The following is a 13,594-nucleotide window of genomic DNA, read 5'->3' as shown; positions in this document are numbered from 1 at the left end:
AGGAGCGCGGAGCGGGGCGGCGGTCCGCTGTGACCGGCCCGGGTCAGGGCGCCCGGCACGCGCGGCGCACGGCGCTGGCCGCCCGACCTGGCACACGCCGTGTAGTTCCCGCTCAGCCGTTCCGTGATCGAGGCGGTGCCTGGCGTAGACTGTCGGCGATCCAGCGCTGGTCACCTGCGATTCAGCACCGGCGTGGTGGCTGAGCGAGGGGGATCGGGCCGGGCCGCTCCAGTCGACGTCGACGGGCCGCGGGTCGGGTTGCAGGCGGGGGGAGTGAAATGGCCGTGCACGGTCCCGCGATGACAGATGTCGCTCGTCTGGCCGGTGTCTCCCACCAGACGGTGTCGCGGGTGCTCAACGGGCACCCCAACGTGCGTGAGCAGACCCGGTTGCGGGTGCGGGCGGCGATCGCCGAACTCGGCTACCGCCCGAACGGCGCCGCGCGCGCACTGGTGACCGGTCGGTCCCAGGTCATCGGCGTGGTGGCACAGAACACGACCCTCTACGGCCCGGCGTCGCTGCTGGCCGCCCTGGAGCAGACGGCCGCCCAGGAGGGCTTCGCGGTCAGCGTGGGCAGCGTCCGCAACCTCGACCACCGCTCCATCTCGGCCGCGGTCGAGCGGCACCTGGCCCACCGGGTGGCCGGCATCGTCGTCATCGCGCCGGTCGAGTCGGCCGGCGAGGCCCTGGAACGGCTGCCCAAGGACGTTCCACTGGTGACCGTCGACGGCGATCCGCACCGGCCGGTGCCGTTGGTGACGGTCGACCAGGTGGCTGGCGCGCGGGCGGCGACCCAGCATCTCCTCGACGCGGGGCACCGCACCGTGTGGCACGTCTCGGGGCCGTCCGACTGGTTCGACAGCGCCGGCCGGATCGAGGGCTGGCGGGCGGCGCTCCTGGCCGCGGGGATCGACCCGCCGCCCCTGATGCACGGGGACTGGTCGGCGGCGTCGGGCTACCGGTGCGGGCAGATGCTCGCCCGGATGCCGGAGGTGACCGCGATCTTCACGGCCAACGACCACCTTGCTCTGGGCGTGCTGCGGGCGTTGCACGAGTTCGGGCGGCGGGTGCCGGCCGAGATCAGCGTCGTGGGTTTCGACGACGTGCCGGAGGCCGCGTACTTCATCCCGCCGCTGACCACCGTACGACCGGACTTCGACGCGGTAGCCCGGGCGAGCCTGCAGATGTTGCTGACCCAGATCGAGTCGGGCATCGGTGGGGGTGCCCTGCGACAGACCATCGCCCCGACCCTTGTCGCCCGCGACAGCGTCGCCCCGCCGCGCCACTGAGGGTGTCAGCGCCCGCGCGCCTCGGCGTCCGCCGCGCGGCTGACCGCTTCGCCGTCGTGGCCGGCGTGCATCGATCACCGCCTGGCGGCCTCGTCGTCGGCCCTGCCGTCGCGCGCCCGGCGGGTGTCCACGCGCAGGCCGATCCCGACCACATACTGACGGCAGTCGATCAATCGCCGACGAGGTCGCGCGAGCTCGCGTCGGTGGCGAAGCCTCCGTTACGAGACCGTGACACCGGTATTTCGGATCAAGTGTTGACGTGCCCTATGTGAGCGCTAACACTACCCGAAAGGTGACAGGTGGCCCCGGCGGTCAGCGGGGGAATCGGGAGAGGAGAAGCCCGTGAGCAGGAAATTCCTGGTTGCTCTCGGTAGTGCGGCGCTGGCGCTGAGCCTGGCGGCGTGCAGTGGTGGAGGTGCCGGCAGCGGCGGCGACACCAGCGACAAGAAGCCGGGAGACCTGACGATCGGTGTCTCGATGCCGACGCAGACCTCCGAGCGGTGGATCGCCGACGGCAACGCGGTGAAGTCCAAGCTGGAGTCGAAGGGCTACAAGGTCGACCTGCAGTACGCGGGCGACGACATCCCCACGCAGTCGCAGCAGGTCGACCAGATGATCACCCAGGGCGCCGACGTCCTGGTCATCGCGGCGATCGACGGCACCGCGCTCAGCAGCCAGCTGCAGGCCGCCGCAGCCGCGAAGATCCCGGTCATCTCCTACGACCGGCTGATCCGCGGCAGCAAGGACGTCGACTTCTACGTCAGCTTCGACAACTACAAGGTCGGCGTCGCCCAGGGCACCGCGCTGCTGGTGGGTCTCGGCCTGGTGAACAAGGACGGCTCGAAGGGCACCGCCAAGGGGCCGTTCAACATCGAGCTCTTCGCCGGCTCGCTCGACGACAACAACACGCAGTACTTCTTCGGCGGGGCGATGGACACGCTGAAGCCGTACATCGACGCCGGCACGCTGAAGGTGAAGTCCAAGCAGACCACCCCCGAGCAGGTGGCGACCCTGCGGTGGCAGCAGGAGACCGCGCAGAAGCGGATGGAGAACCTGCTGACCTCCAGCTACAACGACGGCTCAAAGGTCGACGGCGTGCTGTCGCCGTACGACGGCATCTCCCGGGGCATCATCACCGCCCTGCAGAACGCCGGCTACGGTAGCGGCGCCAAGAAGCTGCCCGTCGTGACCGGTCAGGACGCGGAGATCGCCTCGATCAAGCTGATCAACGACGGCGTGCAGAACTCGACCGTCTTCAAGGACACCCGCCTGCTCGCCGACCAGGCCGTGAACGCCGCCGAGGCGTTCCTGCAGAAGAAGCAGCCGCAGGCGAACGACACGCAGACGTACAACAATGGCGTCAAGGTCGTTCCGGCCTACCTGCTGCCGATCGCGACCGTCTACAAGGACGACATCAAGGCGACGCTGATCGACTCCGGCTACTGGACGGCGGAAGAGGTCGCCGCCGGTCAGGCCAAGAAGTAAGTCACCCCGTCGGGCTCGGCGGACAACCGCCGAGCCCGACGCCGTGATGGACCGCGTCCAGACCGACAGAGGACAGTGACCATGGACGACACCATCCTCGAGATGCGTGGAATCACGAAGACGTTCCCCGGGGTGACCGCACTGGAGGACGTCAGCCTCGCGGTGCGCCGGGGGGAGATCCACGCCATCTGCGGTGAGAACGGCGCCGGTAAGTCCACCCTGATGAAGGTGCTGTCCGGCGTTCACCCCTCCGGCTCGTACGACGGGGAGATCCTGTTCGACGGCAAGCCGATGCAGTTCCGGGGCATTCGGGACAGCGAGGCCAACGGCATCGTCATCATCCACCAGGAACTCGCCCTGGTGCCCTACCTGTCGATCGCCGAGAATCTCTTCCTCGGCAACGAGCGGCGTGGCCGTGGCGGGCTCATCGACTGGAACCGGGCCAACGCCGAGGCGGCCGAGCTGCTGGCGTCGGTCGGGCTGCACGAGAACCCGGTCACCCCGGTCATCCAGCTCGGCGTCGGCAAACAGCAACTGGTGGAGATCGCCAAGGCGCTGTCGAAGAAGGTGCGCCTGCTCATCCTGGACGAGCCGACGGCCGCCCTCAACGACGTCGACTCGGCGCACCTGCTCGGCCTGTTGCGGCAGCTCAAAGAGCAGGGCATCACCTGCATCATGATCTCGCACAAGCTCAACGAGATCACCGCGATCGCCGACTCGACCACCGTCATCCGCGACGGCCGCACGGTGGAGACCCTGGACATGCGCGCCGACGACGTGAGTCAGCAGCGCATCATCCGGGGCATGGTCGGGCGCGACATCGAGAGCTTCTACCCCGATCGCGTCTCGTCGCCCGGGGAGGAGGTGCTGCGGATCGAGGACTGGTCGGTGCGGCATCCGACCCAGGAGCGGATGGTCGTCGAGGGCGTCAGCCTGTCGGTGCGCGCCGGTGAGGTCGTCGGCATCGCGGGGCTGATGGGCGCCGGCCGGACGGAGCTGGCGATGAGCGTCTTCGGCCGCTCCTACGGTCGCGACATCCACGGCAAGCTCTTCGTACGCGGGCGGGAGGTCAACGCCCGTACCGTCGCGGAGGCCATCGACAACGGCATCGCGTACGTCACCGAGGACCGCAAGCGCTACGGCCTCAACCTCATCGACGACGTCCGGCGCAACGTCTCGGCGGCGGCCCTGGACCGGCTGGCCCACCTGGGCTGGGTGAACGGCAACGAGGAGATCAAGGTTGCCGAGGCGAGCCGCAAGGAGATGAACATCCGGACGCCCAGCGTCATGGCGGTGGTCGGCAAGCTTTCCGGAGGCAACCAGCAGAAGGTCGTGCTGTCGAAGTGGCTGTTCACCGACCCGGATGTGCTGATCCTGGACGAGCCCACCCGGGGCATCGACGTCGGTGCCAAGTACGAGATCTACACGATCATCAACCGGCTGGTGGCCGCAGGTAAGGCGGTGATCGTGATCTCGTCCGAGCTGCCGGAGCTGCTCGGCATGTGCGACCGCATCTACACCCTCGCCGCTGGCCGGATCACCGGCGAGAAGCCGGTCGGCGAGGCGACCCAGGAAAGCCTCATGGAGCTGATGACCAAGGACAAGGAGCTCGTCGGATGACCAGCATCAAAACCCCTTCGACGGAGCGCCCGACGCCCCCGGACAACACACCCGCCGCCGCCCTGCACAGTGGGACGAGCGACCTGCGGGCGCTGGTGTTGAACAACCTTCGGCAGAGCGGGATCTACGTCGCCCTGGTCGTCATCGTCGCGCTCTTCGCGCTCCTGACCGACGGGGTGCTGCTGAGCCCCGGCAACATCACCAACATCGTCCTGCAGTACTCGTACATCCTGGTGCTCGCGATCGGGATGGTCATCCTCATCATCGGCGGGCACATCGACCTGTCGGTGGGATCGGTGGTCGCGCTGACCGGCGCGGTCTCCGCCGTCCTGGTGATCCAGCAGGGCCACCCTTGGTGGGTGGGTATCGCGGCGGCACTGGCCGTCGGTGTCGCGGTCGGCGCCTGGCACGGGTTCTGGGTGGCATACGCCGGCATCCCGGCCTTCATCGTGACCCTGGCCGGCATGCTGCTCTTCCGGGGCCTCACGCTGCAGGTGCTCGACAACATCTCGCTGTCGCCCTTCCCGGCCGAATACCAGAAGGTCGCGGCGGGCTTCCTCAACGGGCTGCTCGGCGGTCAGGGCTTCGACGCGTTCACGCTGCTCATCGGCGCTCTCGCCGTGGCCGGGTACGCGGTGAGCGGCTTCCGCACCCGCCTCGCGCGCATCCGCTACCAGCAGCCAGTCGAGTCGTTCCCGCTGTTCGTCGCCCGGGTCGTCCTGGTGGGCGCGGTCCTCATGTACTTCGCCTGGCAGTTGGCGCACGCCCGAGGGCTGCCGATCGTACTGATCATCCTGGCCGTGCTGGTGCTGGTCTACGGCCTGCTCACCCGGCGTACGGTCTTCGGCCGCCAGGTCTACGCGATTGGCGGTAACCTCTCGGCGGCGGCGCTGTCGGGTGTGAAGGTCCGCACCGTCAACTTCTGGATGTTCGTCAACATGGGCTTCCTCGCGGCGGTGGCGGGCGTCATCTACTCGTCGCGGTCCAACGGGGCGCAGCCCGCAGCCGGCAACATGTTCGAGCTGGACGCGATCGCCGCGGCGTTCATCGGCGGCGCGGCGGTCACCGGCGGCGTGGGCACCGTGGTCGGCGCCATGGTCGGTGGTCTGATCATGGCGGTGATGAGCAACGGCATGCAGCTGATGGGCATCGACCAGTCGACGCAGTCGGTGGTGAAGGGGCTCGTCCTGCTCGTCGCCGTCGCGTTCGACGTCTACAACAAGCGCCGCGCCGGTACGGCCCGCTGACACGACACACTGCGCACATGTGCCCCTACCCGTCCCACGGGCAGGGGCACACGTCGTTCGGCGGTGCGGGCGTTCGGCGGTGCGGGCGTTCGGCGGTGCGGGCGTTCGGCGGTGCGGGCGTTCGGCCACCCGGCCACGTCGAATTCGCGCTGCGGCGCCTACAGAGGCCCGCGCCGCGTCGTCGTCGGGGGAGGCTGGCGCCGTTGTCCGAGCCGCCTTGCCGGAGTCGGCCCCACCTTCCTCAAGCGCTGTAGAGCTGCCCCAGATATGGGGCGGCACCCCCGTGGCACCCCAACAGGGCTCGCGGCCACGCCGGTGGCGGCGGTCGTGCTGGTGGCGGCGGTCGTGCTGGTGGCGGCGGTCGTGCTGGTGGCGGCGGTCGTGCTGGTGGCGGCGGTCGTGCTGGTGGCGGCGGTCGTGCTGGTGGCGGCGGTCGTGCTGGTGGCGATGGTCGTGCTGGTGATGATGGTCGTGCCGGAGGCGACGGCCGTGCTGAGTGACGACGGCCGCGCGCCACGCCGCCCTGTCGTGGTCTGGAGACGGCCCGCCGCCCCCGGAGACGGACGGCGGCGTCGGGCTGTCGATGCCGCGGATCTTGGACAACTGTCCAAGATCTGCATTCGCGAGGAGCCGTGCTGGGCGTGTGGTCCTTCGCCTGCGGCCTGGTGTGCGGTTGGCGCGGGGCACGGTACGCTCCGCTGGCCAGGGGAAGTGGTCCGAGCCGCTGGCGAGGGGCAGGGGTCTGTGCTGCTGGCGATTGCGCATGATCCGCGAGCTCGACCGGCATGACGACTTCCGCGCCGGGCGGGTAAGTGGCCCATATCTGGGGCAGCTCTACAGGGAATCGCACGGAACCCGGGGCCGTCGCCACCACGTGCCGCCGTGCCGCAGCAACGCCTGGCGTCGTGCCGCAGCGCCGCCGTGCCGCGTGCCGCAGCAACGCCTGCCACCGTGCCGCCGTGCCGTAGCGCCGCGTGCCGCAGTGCCGCAGTGCCGTCCTGCCGCAGCGCCGCCGTGCGGCGGCGCCGAGTCTCCGCGCCCGGTGCTGCGGGTGCCGCGGGTATCGCGTGAGCGCGGTGCGGGTGTTGGAGGTGCCGTGGGTGCCGCAATGTCGCGCGTGCCGCTGCGAGGGGTGATCCCGCCGCACCGCTACCGGTGCGGCGGGATCACGCGGTCAGTGGCAGGCGCCGGTGCCGCTGTCGTTGTAGGTCTGCCCGGCGACCGGCACGAACTGCCAGTCGTAGCTGCCGGAGTGCAAGGTGAACTTCAGGACCCCGAACGCCGAGCTGTTGCGGGCCTCGCTGTTGGGCTGGATGGTGCCGAAGCCGTAGTGGTCGGCGCCGCCCATCCCGGCCACGAAGCTGCGCATCCCCCGGCTGGCGTCGTAGCCGCCGGACGGGTTCATCGGGCCGAACCGCTCGTACACGTGGTTGTGCCCCCAGACCACGACGTCGGCGTTGTAGTCGTAGAGCGCCTGGTACAGCGGGCGGGTCGACGTCGACGGCGCGTGGTTGGAGCTGGACGTGAACAGCGGGTGGTGCCAGTACGCCAGCGTGCACGGCTTGCTGCTGGCCGCCAGGTCAGCGCGCAGCCACTGCTCCTGCGTCGACCCGGCCGACATGCTGATGTTCGAGTTCAGCGACACGATGTGCCAGTTGCCGAGGTCGAAGGAGTAGTACCCGCGACCGCTCGGGCCGGCGGACGTGCCGAAGTAGTTGTAGTAGCCGGTCGCGCCGGACGTGTTGTAGTCGTGGTTGCCCGGTGACGGGCGGGTGCGTGCCTTGTGCCGGCCCCAGGTGGGCTCGTAGTAGCTGGCGAACTGGGACGCGGTGCCGCTGTCGTAGACGTTGTCGCCGGTCGTGAAGACGGTGCCGGAGATGCCGTCCAGCAGCGCCGCCGTGGCGGTGTCACCGGAGCCGGAGGTGGCGATGTCACCGGCCCCGACGAGGACTGGATCGCCCGACGGCGGTGTCGTGGTGCCGGTCGTGACCACCAGCTGCGGCGCGTCGCCTCCACTCTCCCGCGTGTCGTAGTAGGCACCGTCGCCGCTGGTCGAGGTCGCGCCGAGGCTGAAGGTCCCGTTGCCGGTGACCGCGGAGGTGACGTCGACCTCGTACCAGGTGTTGCCGGCGACCGCGCCGAGCGACCCGAGGGTGGCCCCGTCGATCGTCGGCTGGTTGCTCCAGGTCGTGCCGGTCTCCGACCAGGTGATGTTGGACATCGTCCGGAACGTGCCGCCGGCGTCGCTGCCGCTGTTGCCGCTGATCGTGTGCAGCCGCAGTTTGGCGCTGGTCACTGTGCCGCTGACACCGCTCACCGTGAAGCGCAGGAACATCCGTCGTGCGGGTGAGTTGTCGACCACGATCTGCGTGGACGTGCCGTAGTTGGTGGACGCCGTGTCGCTCTGGACGTAGGTGTCGGCGACCGGCGCGAACGTCACGCTCGCCGCGGAGGCCGCGCCCGAGCCGGTCAGGACGACGGCGGCGGTGGCGGCGACGAGCACCGCGACCGTCCCGATCGTGACCGGTGGGCGGGCGATTCGAATGTCCATCCAGGACCCCTTCGTTGCGGGTGGAAGCGCAAGGAATGTAAGAAGGTCGATGAACCGGCGGACTGCCGCCAGGTGAACAGTACGCTCAAGCAGCGAAACACCTCGATGTTTGTCCGATGTTCACCCACCGCATGGTTGTCCGCCCCTCGCGGTCCCTTGTGACGCCCCCGATCGGATCGTCACGATGGCTGACCGTCGCCCATTGATCAGAGGAGATGCGCGTGTATCTGTCGTCCGTCTCCCGGCCGGTCAGCGACCCGCCCGACGCCGGGCCACGACGCCGACGGCTCGCGCTGGTCAGCGGCAACGTGGTCGCGCTCGGCACGGTCAGCCTGATCACCGACATCTCGGCCGAGATGGTGGCCGCCGTCCTGCCGCTCTACCTGGTGCTGGGCCTGCAACTCAGCCCGGTGGCCTTCGGCGTGCTCGACGGGGTCCACACGGGCGCCACCGCGCTGCTGCGGGTCGTCGGCGGCTTCGTCGCCGACCGGTTCCGACGGCGCAAGCTGGTCGCCGGCATCGGCTACGCGCTCTCTGCCGTCGCCAAGCTCGGCCTGCTGCTCGCCGGCCGGTCGGTGCCCGCGATCGGCGCCGTCATCGCCGTCGACCGGCTCGGCAAGGGTGTTCGCAGCGCGCCCCGCGACGCGCTCATCACGCTCTCCACCCCGCCCGAGGCCCTGGGCCGGGCGTTCGGGGTGCATCGGGCGATGGACAGTTTCGGCGCGTTCCTCGGGCCGCTCGCCGCGTTCGCGGTCCTGCTGGCCGTCGGGCAGTCGTACGACGCGGTCTTCGTCACCAGCTTCTGCGTCGCCGCCCTGGCCGTCGTCGTGCTCGTGCTGTTCGTCCGGGAGCGACCGACCGGCGAGCCGGCCGACGGGCCGGACGAGCCCCGGGTCTCCGTCCGCGAGGCGTTCGGCCTGCTGCGCAGCCGGCCCGCCCGGCGGCTGCTGCTGGCCGCGACGATGCTCGGCCTGGCCACCATCGGCGACGGCTTCGTCTACCTGGTGCTCCAGCGCCGGGAGGACCTTGGTCTGCGGTGGTTCCCGCTGCTGGCCGTGGGCACCAGCCTGGCCTACCTGGTGCTCGCCGCACCGCTCGGTGTGCTCGCCGACCGGATCGGGCGGTTGCCGGTGGTGGTGGGCGGCTACGTGGCCCTCGGCGCGACCTACCTGCTGCTGTCCGGGCCGGCGCACGGCTGGCCGGCGCTCGCGCTGACACTCGCGCTGTACGGCGCGTTCTACGCCGCCACCGACGGCGTGCTCATCGCGCTCGCCGGACCGGTGCTGCCACCACGGCTGCGGACCACCGGGATCGCCCTGGTCCAGACCGGGCAGGCGCTGGCGTACCTCGTCTCGTCGGTCCTGTTCGGGTTGGCCTGGCAGGCGTGGGGACCGCAGACGGCGGTCCGGGTGGCGGCCGTGGCCGTCGTCGGCGTCCTGGTCGTCACCGTGCTCCTGCTGGCCTCCCCGTTCCGCCCCGGTCCTCGGAAGGTGTCCCCATGAGCGCGATGTCGACCCGGGCGAAGCTCGGCGTGGTGGCCGCCAGCGCGGTCCTGTTGGCCAGTGTGGCGGCCGGCTACGCCGCCATCGCCGCCGAGCCGGCCCGGACCCCGCCGCCGGCCGCCGCCGGGGACCAGGCGGTCACACTGGCGCCGGGCCCGCGTCTGCTGGCCATCACCGACCGGTACGTCTCCAGCGTCGCGACCGCCGATCCCGCCGGGCCGCGTACCGTCTCGGGTCTGGAATGCCTGCGGGTGTACGCGGCCGCCGGCACCGGTGTCTGCCTGAGGCCGGAGACCGCGTGGTCGTACCAGGTCGTGGTGCTCGACGCGGCGCTGCGCCAGAAGCGGACGCTCAGCGTGCCCGGCCTGCCCAACCGGGCCCGGGTCTCGGCCTCCGGCCGGATGGTCTCCTGGACGACGTTCGTCGGGGGCGACTCCTACACGGCGAGCGGCTTCTCCACCCGCACCGGCCTCCTCGACACCGTCGCCGGCACCACCGTGACGTCGCTGGAGGAGTTCGCGATCACGCGCGACGGTCGTGGCTACCGCAGCGCCGACGTCAACTACTGGGGTGTCACCTTCACCGCCGACGACAACCACTTCTACGCGACCATGGCCACCGGCGGTAAGCGGTACCTCGTGCGCGGCGACGTGGCCGCCCGGACCGTCGAGACGTTGCGGACGAACGTGGAGTGTCCGTCGCTGTCGCCCGACGGCACCCGGATCGCCTTCAAGGAGGCGATCGACGCCGACCCGACGAAGGGCTGGCGGCTGTCGGTGCTCGACCTGGCGTCCGGGCGGGTCACCGCGACGGCGGAGACCACCAGCGTCGACGATCAGGCAGCCTGGCTCGACGACGCCACGTTGGCCTACACACTGCGTCAGAGCGACGGTCGGCCCGACGTGTTCAGCGTCCCGGCCGACGGGTCCGGTACGCCGAGACTGCTCATTCCCGGCGCCGAGTCGCCGTCGCCGCTGACCTGACGGCCCGGCCGCCAACCTCGGGCGGCCAGGACACCTGACCGCCTTGCCGCGGTCAACGTCCCGTCACGTCGGCTTCTGCGCCGCAGCCTTCGCCGTTCATCGACGGCCTTGAGGGTGTGGACCATGGCAAGGCTGAGCCGTCGCATCTTCGTCCTCAGTGGACTGGGAGCCACCGGCGCCGCGGTGACACCCTGGCAGGGCGCCCGCGCCGCAGTGCCGGCGTAGCGGGCGACCACCCTGGCCGTCGCCGCGTCCCCGTGGGGCGAGGTGAGTCTCTGCTACACCGACGACAACGACGGCAACACCTTCGACCAGGTGCTCCTCGGTCTCGGGGCGACGAACTCCACCTGGCTGATGACCGCCGACGAGCTGCGCCGGCGCAAGGCGCGGGCCGCCGCTCGGGTGGGCTGAGCGGATCGCGAGCGACGGGCCGTGACTCGACGTCGAGTCACGGCCCGTCGGCCGTGCGGGCTCAGCCGAAGAGCAGGTCGAGGTGGGCGTCCAGGGCAGCCAGCGCCCGCTCGGCGGTGTACTGCCCACCGAGCAGGTGGACGCCCAACCCCTCCATGAGCGCCAGCAGACCCGTCGCGGCGGCGTCGCCACGGCCGGCGGGCAGGACGCTGGCGATGAAGCCGGTGAGCTGGGCGGTGTCCTCACGCAGGCTGGGCGCGGCCGACGGCCGCACCGCCGTGTACGCGAGGAAGGCGAGCGCCACCCGACCGTCGTCGCGGGTGTGCTCGTCGAGCGGCAGGAGCGCGGCGATCATCGTGCGCAGCAGCAGCCGGGGGGACGGATTCTCGCCCAGGCCCGCCACCGCCTCGGTGACCCGAATCTGACTGCGCTCGCGGACCACGCTCAACGCGAAGGTCATCATCTCGTCCTTGGTGCGGAAGTAGTGCTGGACCATCCCGGCGGACACGCCCGCCTCGGTGGCCACGTGGCGGAGGCTGACCGCCTCCAGGCCCTGGTCCGCGGCGACCCGCATCAACGCGTCCGCGATGAGGGTGCGTCGCTGCTGGTGATCGACCTTCTTGGGCATGACCTCGATCGTTTCACAGTGGGTGGCCGGGAGCCGCAGTCGTGCGGCGGTCGGCCTCCGGCGCGGGCGTGCCCCGGGCGCTGCGCAGCAGACCGTCGGGGTCGTCGGCGTACAGCCGCAGCTCGTCCATCGGCGCGGACCGGCCCGTGGGCAGGTCGAAGGTCGTCGGCCGGCGCAGCAGGACGTCGATGCTCGTCTGACTGCCGACCGAGAGGTGCAGGACGCGCCGGTCACCCTCCTGCTCGACCTGGACGGACCTGCCCGACGGCAGTGAGCGGTGGCGTTTGCGCAGCGCCTCGACGTCCCTCCAGGGGATCCAGATGTCGATGCCCGAGCTGACCCGCACCCGAAGACCGGTGTCACCCACGACGTGTGGATGAATGGTCATGCTGGCGAAGAGGCCGACCATCCAGAGCACGCCCCAGATGCCCAGGCCGAGCACGATCCAGCGGGCCGGCGGCCACGGCACCACGTGGGTGACGATCAGGTCGAAGATCGGGATCTCGACGACCGACAGGCCGATGAAGATGCCGAGGATCGGCCTGACCACGCCGAGGTAGCCGAACGTTTCGTCGCCAGGCTTCAACGGCAGTGGACGACGCCGCGCCCACACGTAGAGGCTGCGCCACATCGCGGCCTCGGCCGCGGCCGCCCGGCGCAGCAGTGGTCCCACCCTCGCCCTGATCGGCGTCCTCGTGTCGGTCATCTCGTCGTCCTCGGGGGTTGGGGTGGACATTCCGCCCCTCAGTTGCAATGCGAGTGCATCGTAACCACGGTAGCCTTTTGGCGATGCAACTGCAATGCCACCTGGGTGCGAGCGCGACCCGCGATCGCGGCGTTGCCGACGTCTGCCATGCTCGGACCGGTGACGACCGGCCGCCCCGCCCCAGCCCGCAGCCACCGCCGCACCCGCCGCCGCATGATCCCCGTCCTCCTCGCGCTCGTCGTGGCGGCGGCCGTGGTCGGCGTCGCCGTGGTGGTCGTGCCGTTGCTGCGGCCGGCCGGTCCCCGTCCGCTCTTTCAGATGCCGGTCGCCTGCGGTGAGACGTGGCAGCTCAGCACCTACCCCGGTCACGACGATTTCGACGTCGACCTGTTCCCCATCGAGGGCGAGGCGTGGGGGCGTCCGGTGCTCGCGTCCTACGGCGGCACGGTCACCGTGGCGGGCATCAACGGTTCGCTGGGTGGGCGTACGCCCGAGAATCCGCAAGGCCCGCGCGGTCGCGGTGGCGGCTACTGGGTGAAGATCGATCACGGTGGCAAGTGGGAGACGCAGTACCTGCACATGCTCGAACCGCCGCTGGTCAAGGTCGGTCAGAAGGTCGCCCAGGGTGAGCAGATCGGGCGGCTCGGCAGCACCGGCGACTCCGGCGCTCCGCACCTGCACTACGAGCAGCGCCGCGGCTGGGACAAGGTCGAGACCCATTTCGGCGGTACGCCGTCGGGCATCACCACCGACGAACGCGAACAGATACTTCGGCGGGTGAGCGACAACTGTCCGGCCGTCTCCTGAGGACCGCGGTTTTACCCTCCACGGCTCGGGGCACTGATCTGGTGACAGTTCAGACGTAGGGGAGGAGCCGGCGATGGCCAAGGGTGACGTCGACACGTACCAGGAAGACGGGCAGTGGAAGAACCGTCCGGAGGGCAACGACCGGGCCAGCAGCACGCACGACTCCAAGGCCGACGCGCAGGCGCAGGGGCGCGACATGGCAGCCGACCGGGGCGTCGAGCATGTGATCAAGAAGCAGGACGGCACGATCGGTGAAAAGAACACGTACCCGCGCAGCCGCGACCCACGTGACATCGCGGGCTGACCGCTGCACCGGCTGCGGACCGACCTCTTCGGCGTGACCGAGGAGGTCGGTCCGCTTTTGC

The 13,594-nt window shown here is 70.4% G+C and carries 13 protein-coding genes; 10 read left to right on the top strand and 3 right to left on the bottom strand.

Annotation, left to right across the window (positions count from 1 at the left end; all coding sequences use genetic code 11):
• Positions 1-299 precede the first annotated feature (299 nt).
• The 5 genes from OG505_RS17165 to OG505_RS17145 all read left to right on the top strand — a co-directional run bounded on the left by OG505_RS17165 (position 300) and on the right by OG505_RS17145 (position 6,430).
• On the top strand, positions 300-1,289 hold the full coding sequence (locus OG505_RS17165) for a LacI family DNA-binding transcriptional regulator (protein WP_405425663.1): 990 nt from the start codon (positions 300-302) through the stop codon (positions 1,287-1,289).
• Between the two features lie 342 nt (positions 1,290-1,631).
• The gene (gene chvE, locus OG505_RS17160; RefSeq protein WP_405425661.1) at positions 1,632-2,774 is read left to right on the top strand and encodes a multiple monosaccharide ABC transporter substrate-binding protein; all 1,143 of its coding nucleotides are present in this window, start codon (positions 1,632-1,634) and stop codon (positions 2,772-2,774) included.
• Between the two features lie 81 nt (positions 2,775-2,855).
• A complete protein-coding gene (gene mmsA / locus OG505_RS17155; protein WP_405425660.1) occupies positions 2,856-4,394 on the top strand; it encodes a multiple monosaccharide ABC transporter ATP-binding protein in 1,539 nt (512 codons plus the stop codon).
• Complete coding sequence (gene mmsB / locus OG505_RS17150; RefSeq protein ID WP_405425658.1) at positions 4,391-5,641, top strand: multiple monosaccharide ABC transporter permease; 1,251 nt, start codon at positions 4,391-4,393, stop codon at positions 5,639-5,641. Before mmsA ends, mmsB begins: the two co-directional genes overlap by 4 nt.
• A 315-nt stretch (positions 5,642-5,956) precedes the next feature.
• Positions 5,957-6,430, top strand: a complete 474-nt coding sequence (locus tag OG505_RS17145; RefSeq protein WP_405425656.1) for a hypothetical protein — start codon at positions 5,957-5,959, stop codon at positions 6,428-6,430.
• A 385-nt stretch (positions 6,431-6,815) separates the two neighbouring features.
• On the opposite strand, the gene OG505_RS17140 is transcribed toward OG505_RS17145, so the two are convergent.
• Positions 6,816-8,192 carry a DNRLRE domain-containing protein gene (locus OG505_RS17140; RefSeq protein WP_405425654.1) on the bottom strand — a complete coding sequence of 459 codons (1,377 nt, stop codon included), beginning with the start codon at positions 8,190-8,192 and terminating at the stop codon, positions 6,816-6,818.
• A 221-nt stretch (positions 8,193-8,413) separates the two neighbouring features.
• Between OG505_RS17140 and OG505_RS17135 the strand changes: the two genes are divergently transcribed.
• From OG505_RS17135 to OG505_RS17125, 3 genes are all read left to right on the top strand, one after another.
• Positions 8,414-9,694: an MFS transporter gene (locus tag OG505_RS17135; RefSeq protein ID WP_405425652.1), complete on the top strand. Its 1,281-nt coding sequence runs from the start codon at positions 8,414-8,416 to the stop codon at positions 9,692-9,694.
• A complete protein-coding gene (locus OG505_RS17130) occupies positions 9,691-10,677 on the top strand; it encodes a TolB family protein (RefSeq protein ID WP_405425651.1) in 987 nt (328 codons plus the stop codon). Before OG505_RS17135 ends, OG505_RS17130 begins: the two co-directional genes overlap by 4 nt.
• 267 nt (positions 10,678-10,944) lie before the next feature.
• On the top strand, positions 10,945-11,088 hold the full coding sequence (locus OG505_RS17125) for a hypothetical protein (RefSeq protein ID WP_405425649.1): 144 nt from the start codon (positions 10,945-10,947) through the stop codon (positions 11,086-11,088).
• 61 nt (positions 11,089-11,149) lie between these two features.
• Here the strand turns inward: OG505_RS17125 and OG505_RS17120 are convergent, their stop codons facing one another.
• Positions 11,150-11,716 carry a TetR/AcrR family transcriptional regulator gene (locus tag OG505_RS17120; RefSeq protein ID WP_405425647.1) on the bottom strand — a complete coding sequence of 189 codons (567 nt, stop codon included), beginning with the start codon at positions 11,714-11,716 and terminating at the stop codon, positions 11,150-11,152.
• Between the two features lie 13 nt (positions 11,717-11,729).
• A complete protein-coding gene (locus tag OG505_RS17115) occupies positions 11,730-12,422 on the bottom strand; it encodes a hypothetical protein (RefSeq protein WP_405425645.1) in 693 nt (230 codons plus the stop codon).
• Positions 12,423-12,569: 147 nt separating this feature from the next.
• Between OG505_RS17115 and OG505_RS17110 the strand changes: the two genes are divergently transcribed.
• Both OG505_RS17110 and OG505_RS17105 read left to right on the top strand, forming a co-directional pair.
• Positions 12,570-13,229: a M23 family metallopeptidase gene (locus tag OG505_RS17110; RefSeq protein WP_405434546.1), complete on the top strand. Its 660-nt coding sequence runs from the start codon at positions 12,570-12,572 to the stop codon at positions 13,227-13,229.
• Between the two features lie 73 nt (positions 13,230-13,302).
• On the top strand, positions 13,303-13,533 hold the full coding sequence (locus OG505_RS17105) for a DUF2188 domain-containing protein (RefSeq protein WP_405425644.1): 231 nt from the start codon (positions 13,303-13,305) through the stop codon (positions 13,531-13,533).
• The last annotated feature ends 61 nt before the right edge of the window (positions 13,534-13,594 follow it).

Origin of the sequence: Micromonospora sp. NBC_00617, from assembly GCF_045161355.1 — a bacterium.
Taxonomy (GTDB): Bacteria; Actinomycetota; Actinomycetes; order Mycobacteriales; family Micromonosporaceae; genus Micromonospora.
The sequence above is the reverse complement of the archived record's forward strand: the minus strand, read 5'-3'. Positions and strand labels throughout refer to the sequence as shown.

Excerpts from the sequence above, each read along its gene's own strand:
- OG505_RS17165 (WP_405425663.1), top strand. The coding sequence starts at position 300 with ATGACAGATGTCGCTCGTCTGGCCGGTGTCTCCCACCAGACGGTGTCG.
- mmsA (WP_405425660.1), top strand. The coding sequence starts at position 2,856 with ATGGACGACACCATCCTCGAGATGCGTGGAATCACGAAGACGTTCCCC.
- mmsB (WP_405425658.1), top strand. The coding sequence starts at position 4,391 with ATGACCAGCATCAAAACCCCTTCGACGGAGCGCCCGACGCCCCCGGAC.
- OG505_RS17140 (WP_405425654.1), bottom strand. The coding sequence starts at position 8,192 with ATGGACATTCGAATCGCCCGCCCACCGGTCACGATCGGGACGGTCGCG.
- OG505_RS17130 (WP_405425651.1), top strand. The coding sequence starts at position 9,691 with ATGAGCGCGATGTCGACCCGGGCGAAGCTCGGCGTGGTGGCCGCCAGC.
- OG505_RS17120 (WP_405425647.1), bottom strand. The coding sequence starts at position 11,716 with ATGCCCAAGAAGGTCGATCACCAGCAGCGACGCACCCTCATCGCGGAC.
- OG505_RS17115 (WP_405425645.1), bottom strand. The coding sequence starts at position 12,422 with ATGACCGACACGAGGACGCCGATCAGGGCGAGGGTGGGACCACTGCTG.
- OG505_RS17110 (WP_405434546.1), top strand. The coding sequence starts at position 12,570 with ATGCTCGGACCGGTGACGACCGGCCGCCCCGCCCCAGCCCGCAGCCAC.
- OG505_RS17105 (WP_405425644.1), top strand. The coding sequence starts at position 13,303 with ATGGCCAAGGGTGACGTCGACACGTACCAGGAAGACGGGCAGTGGAAG.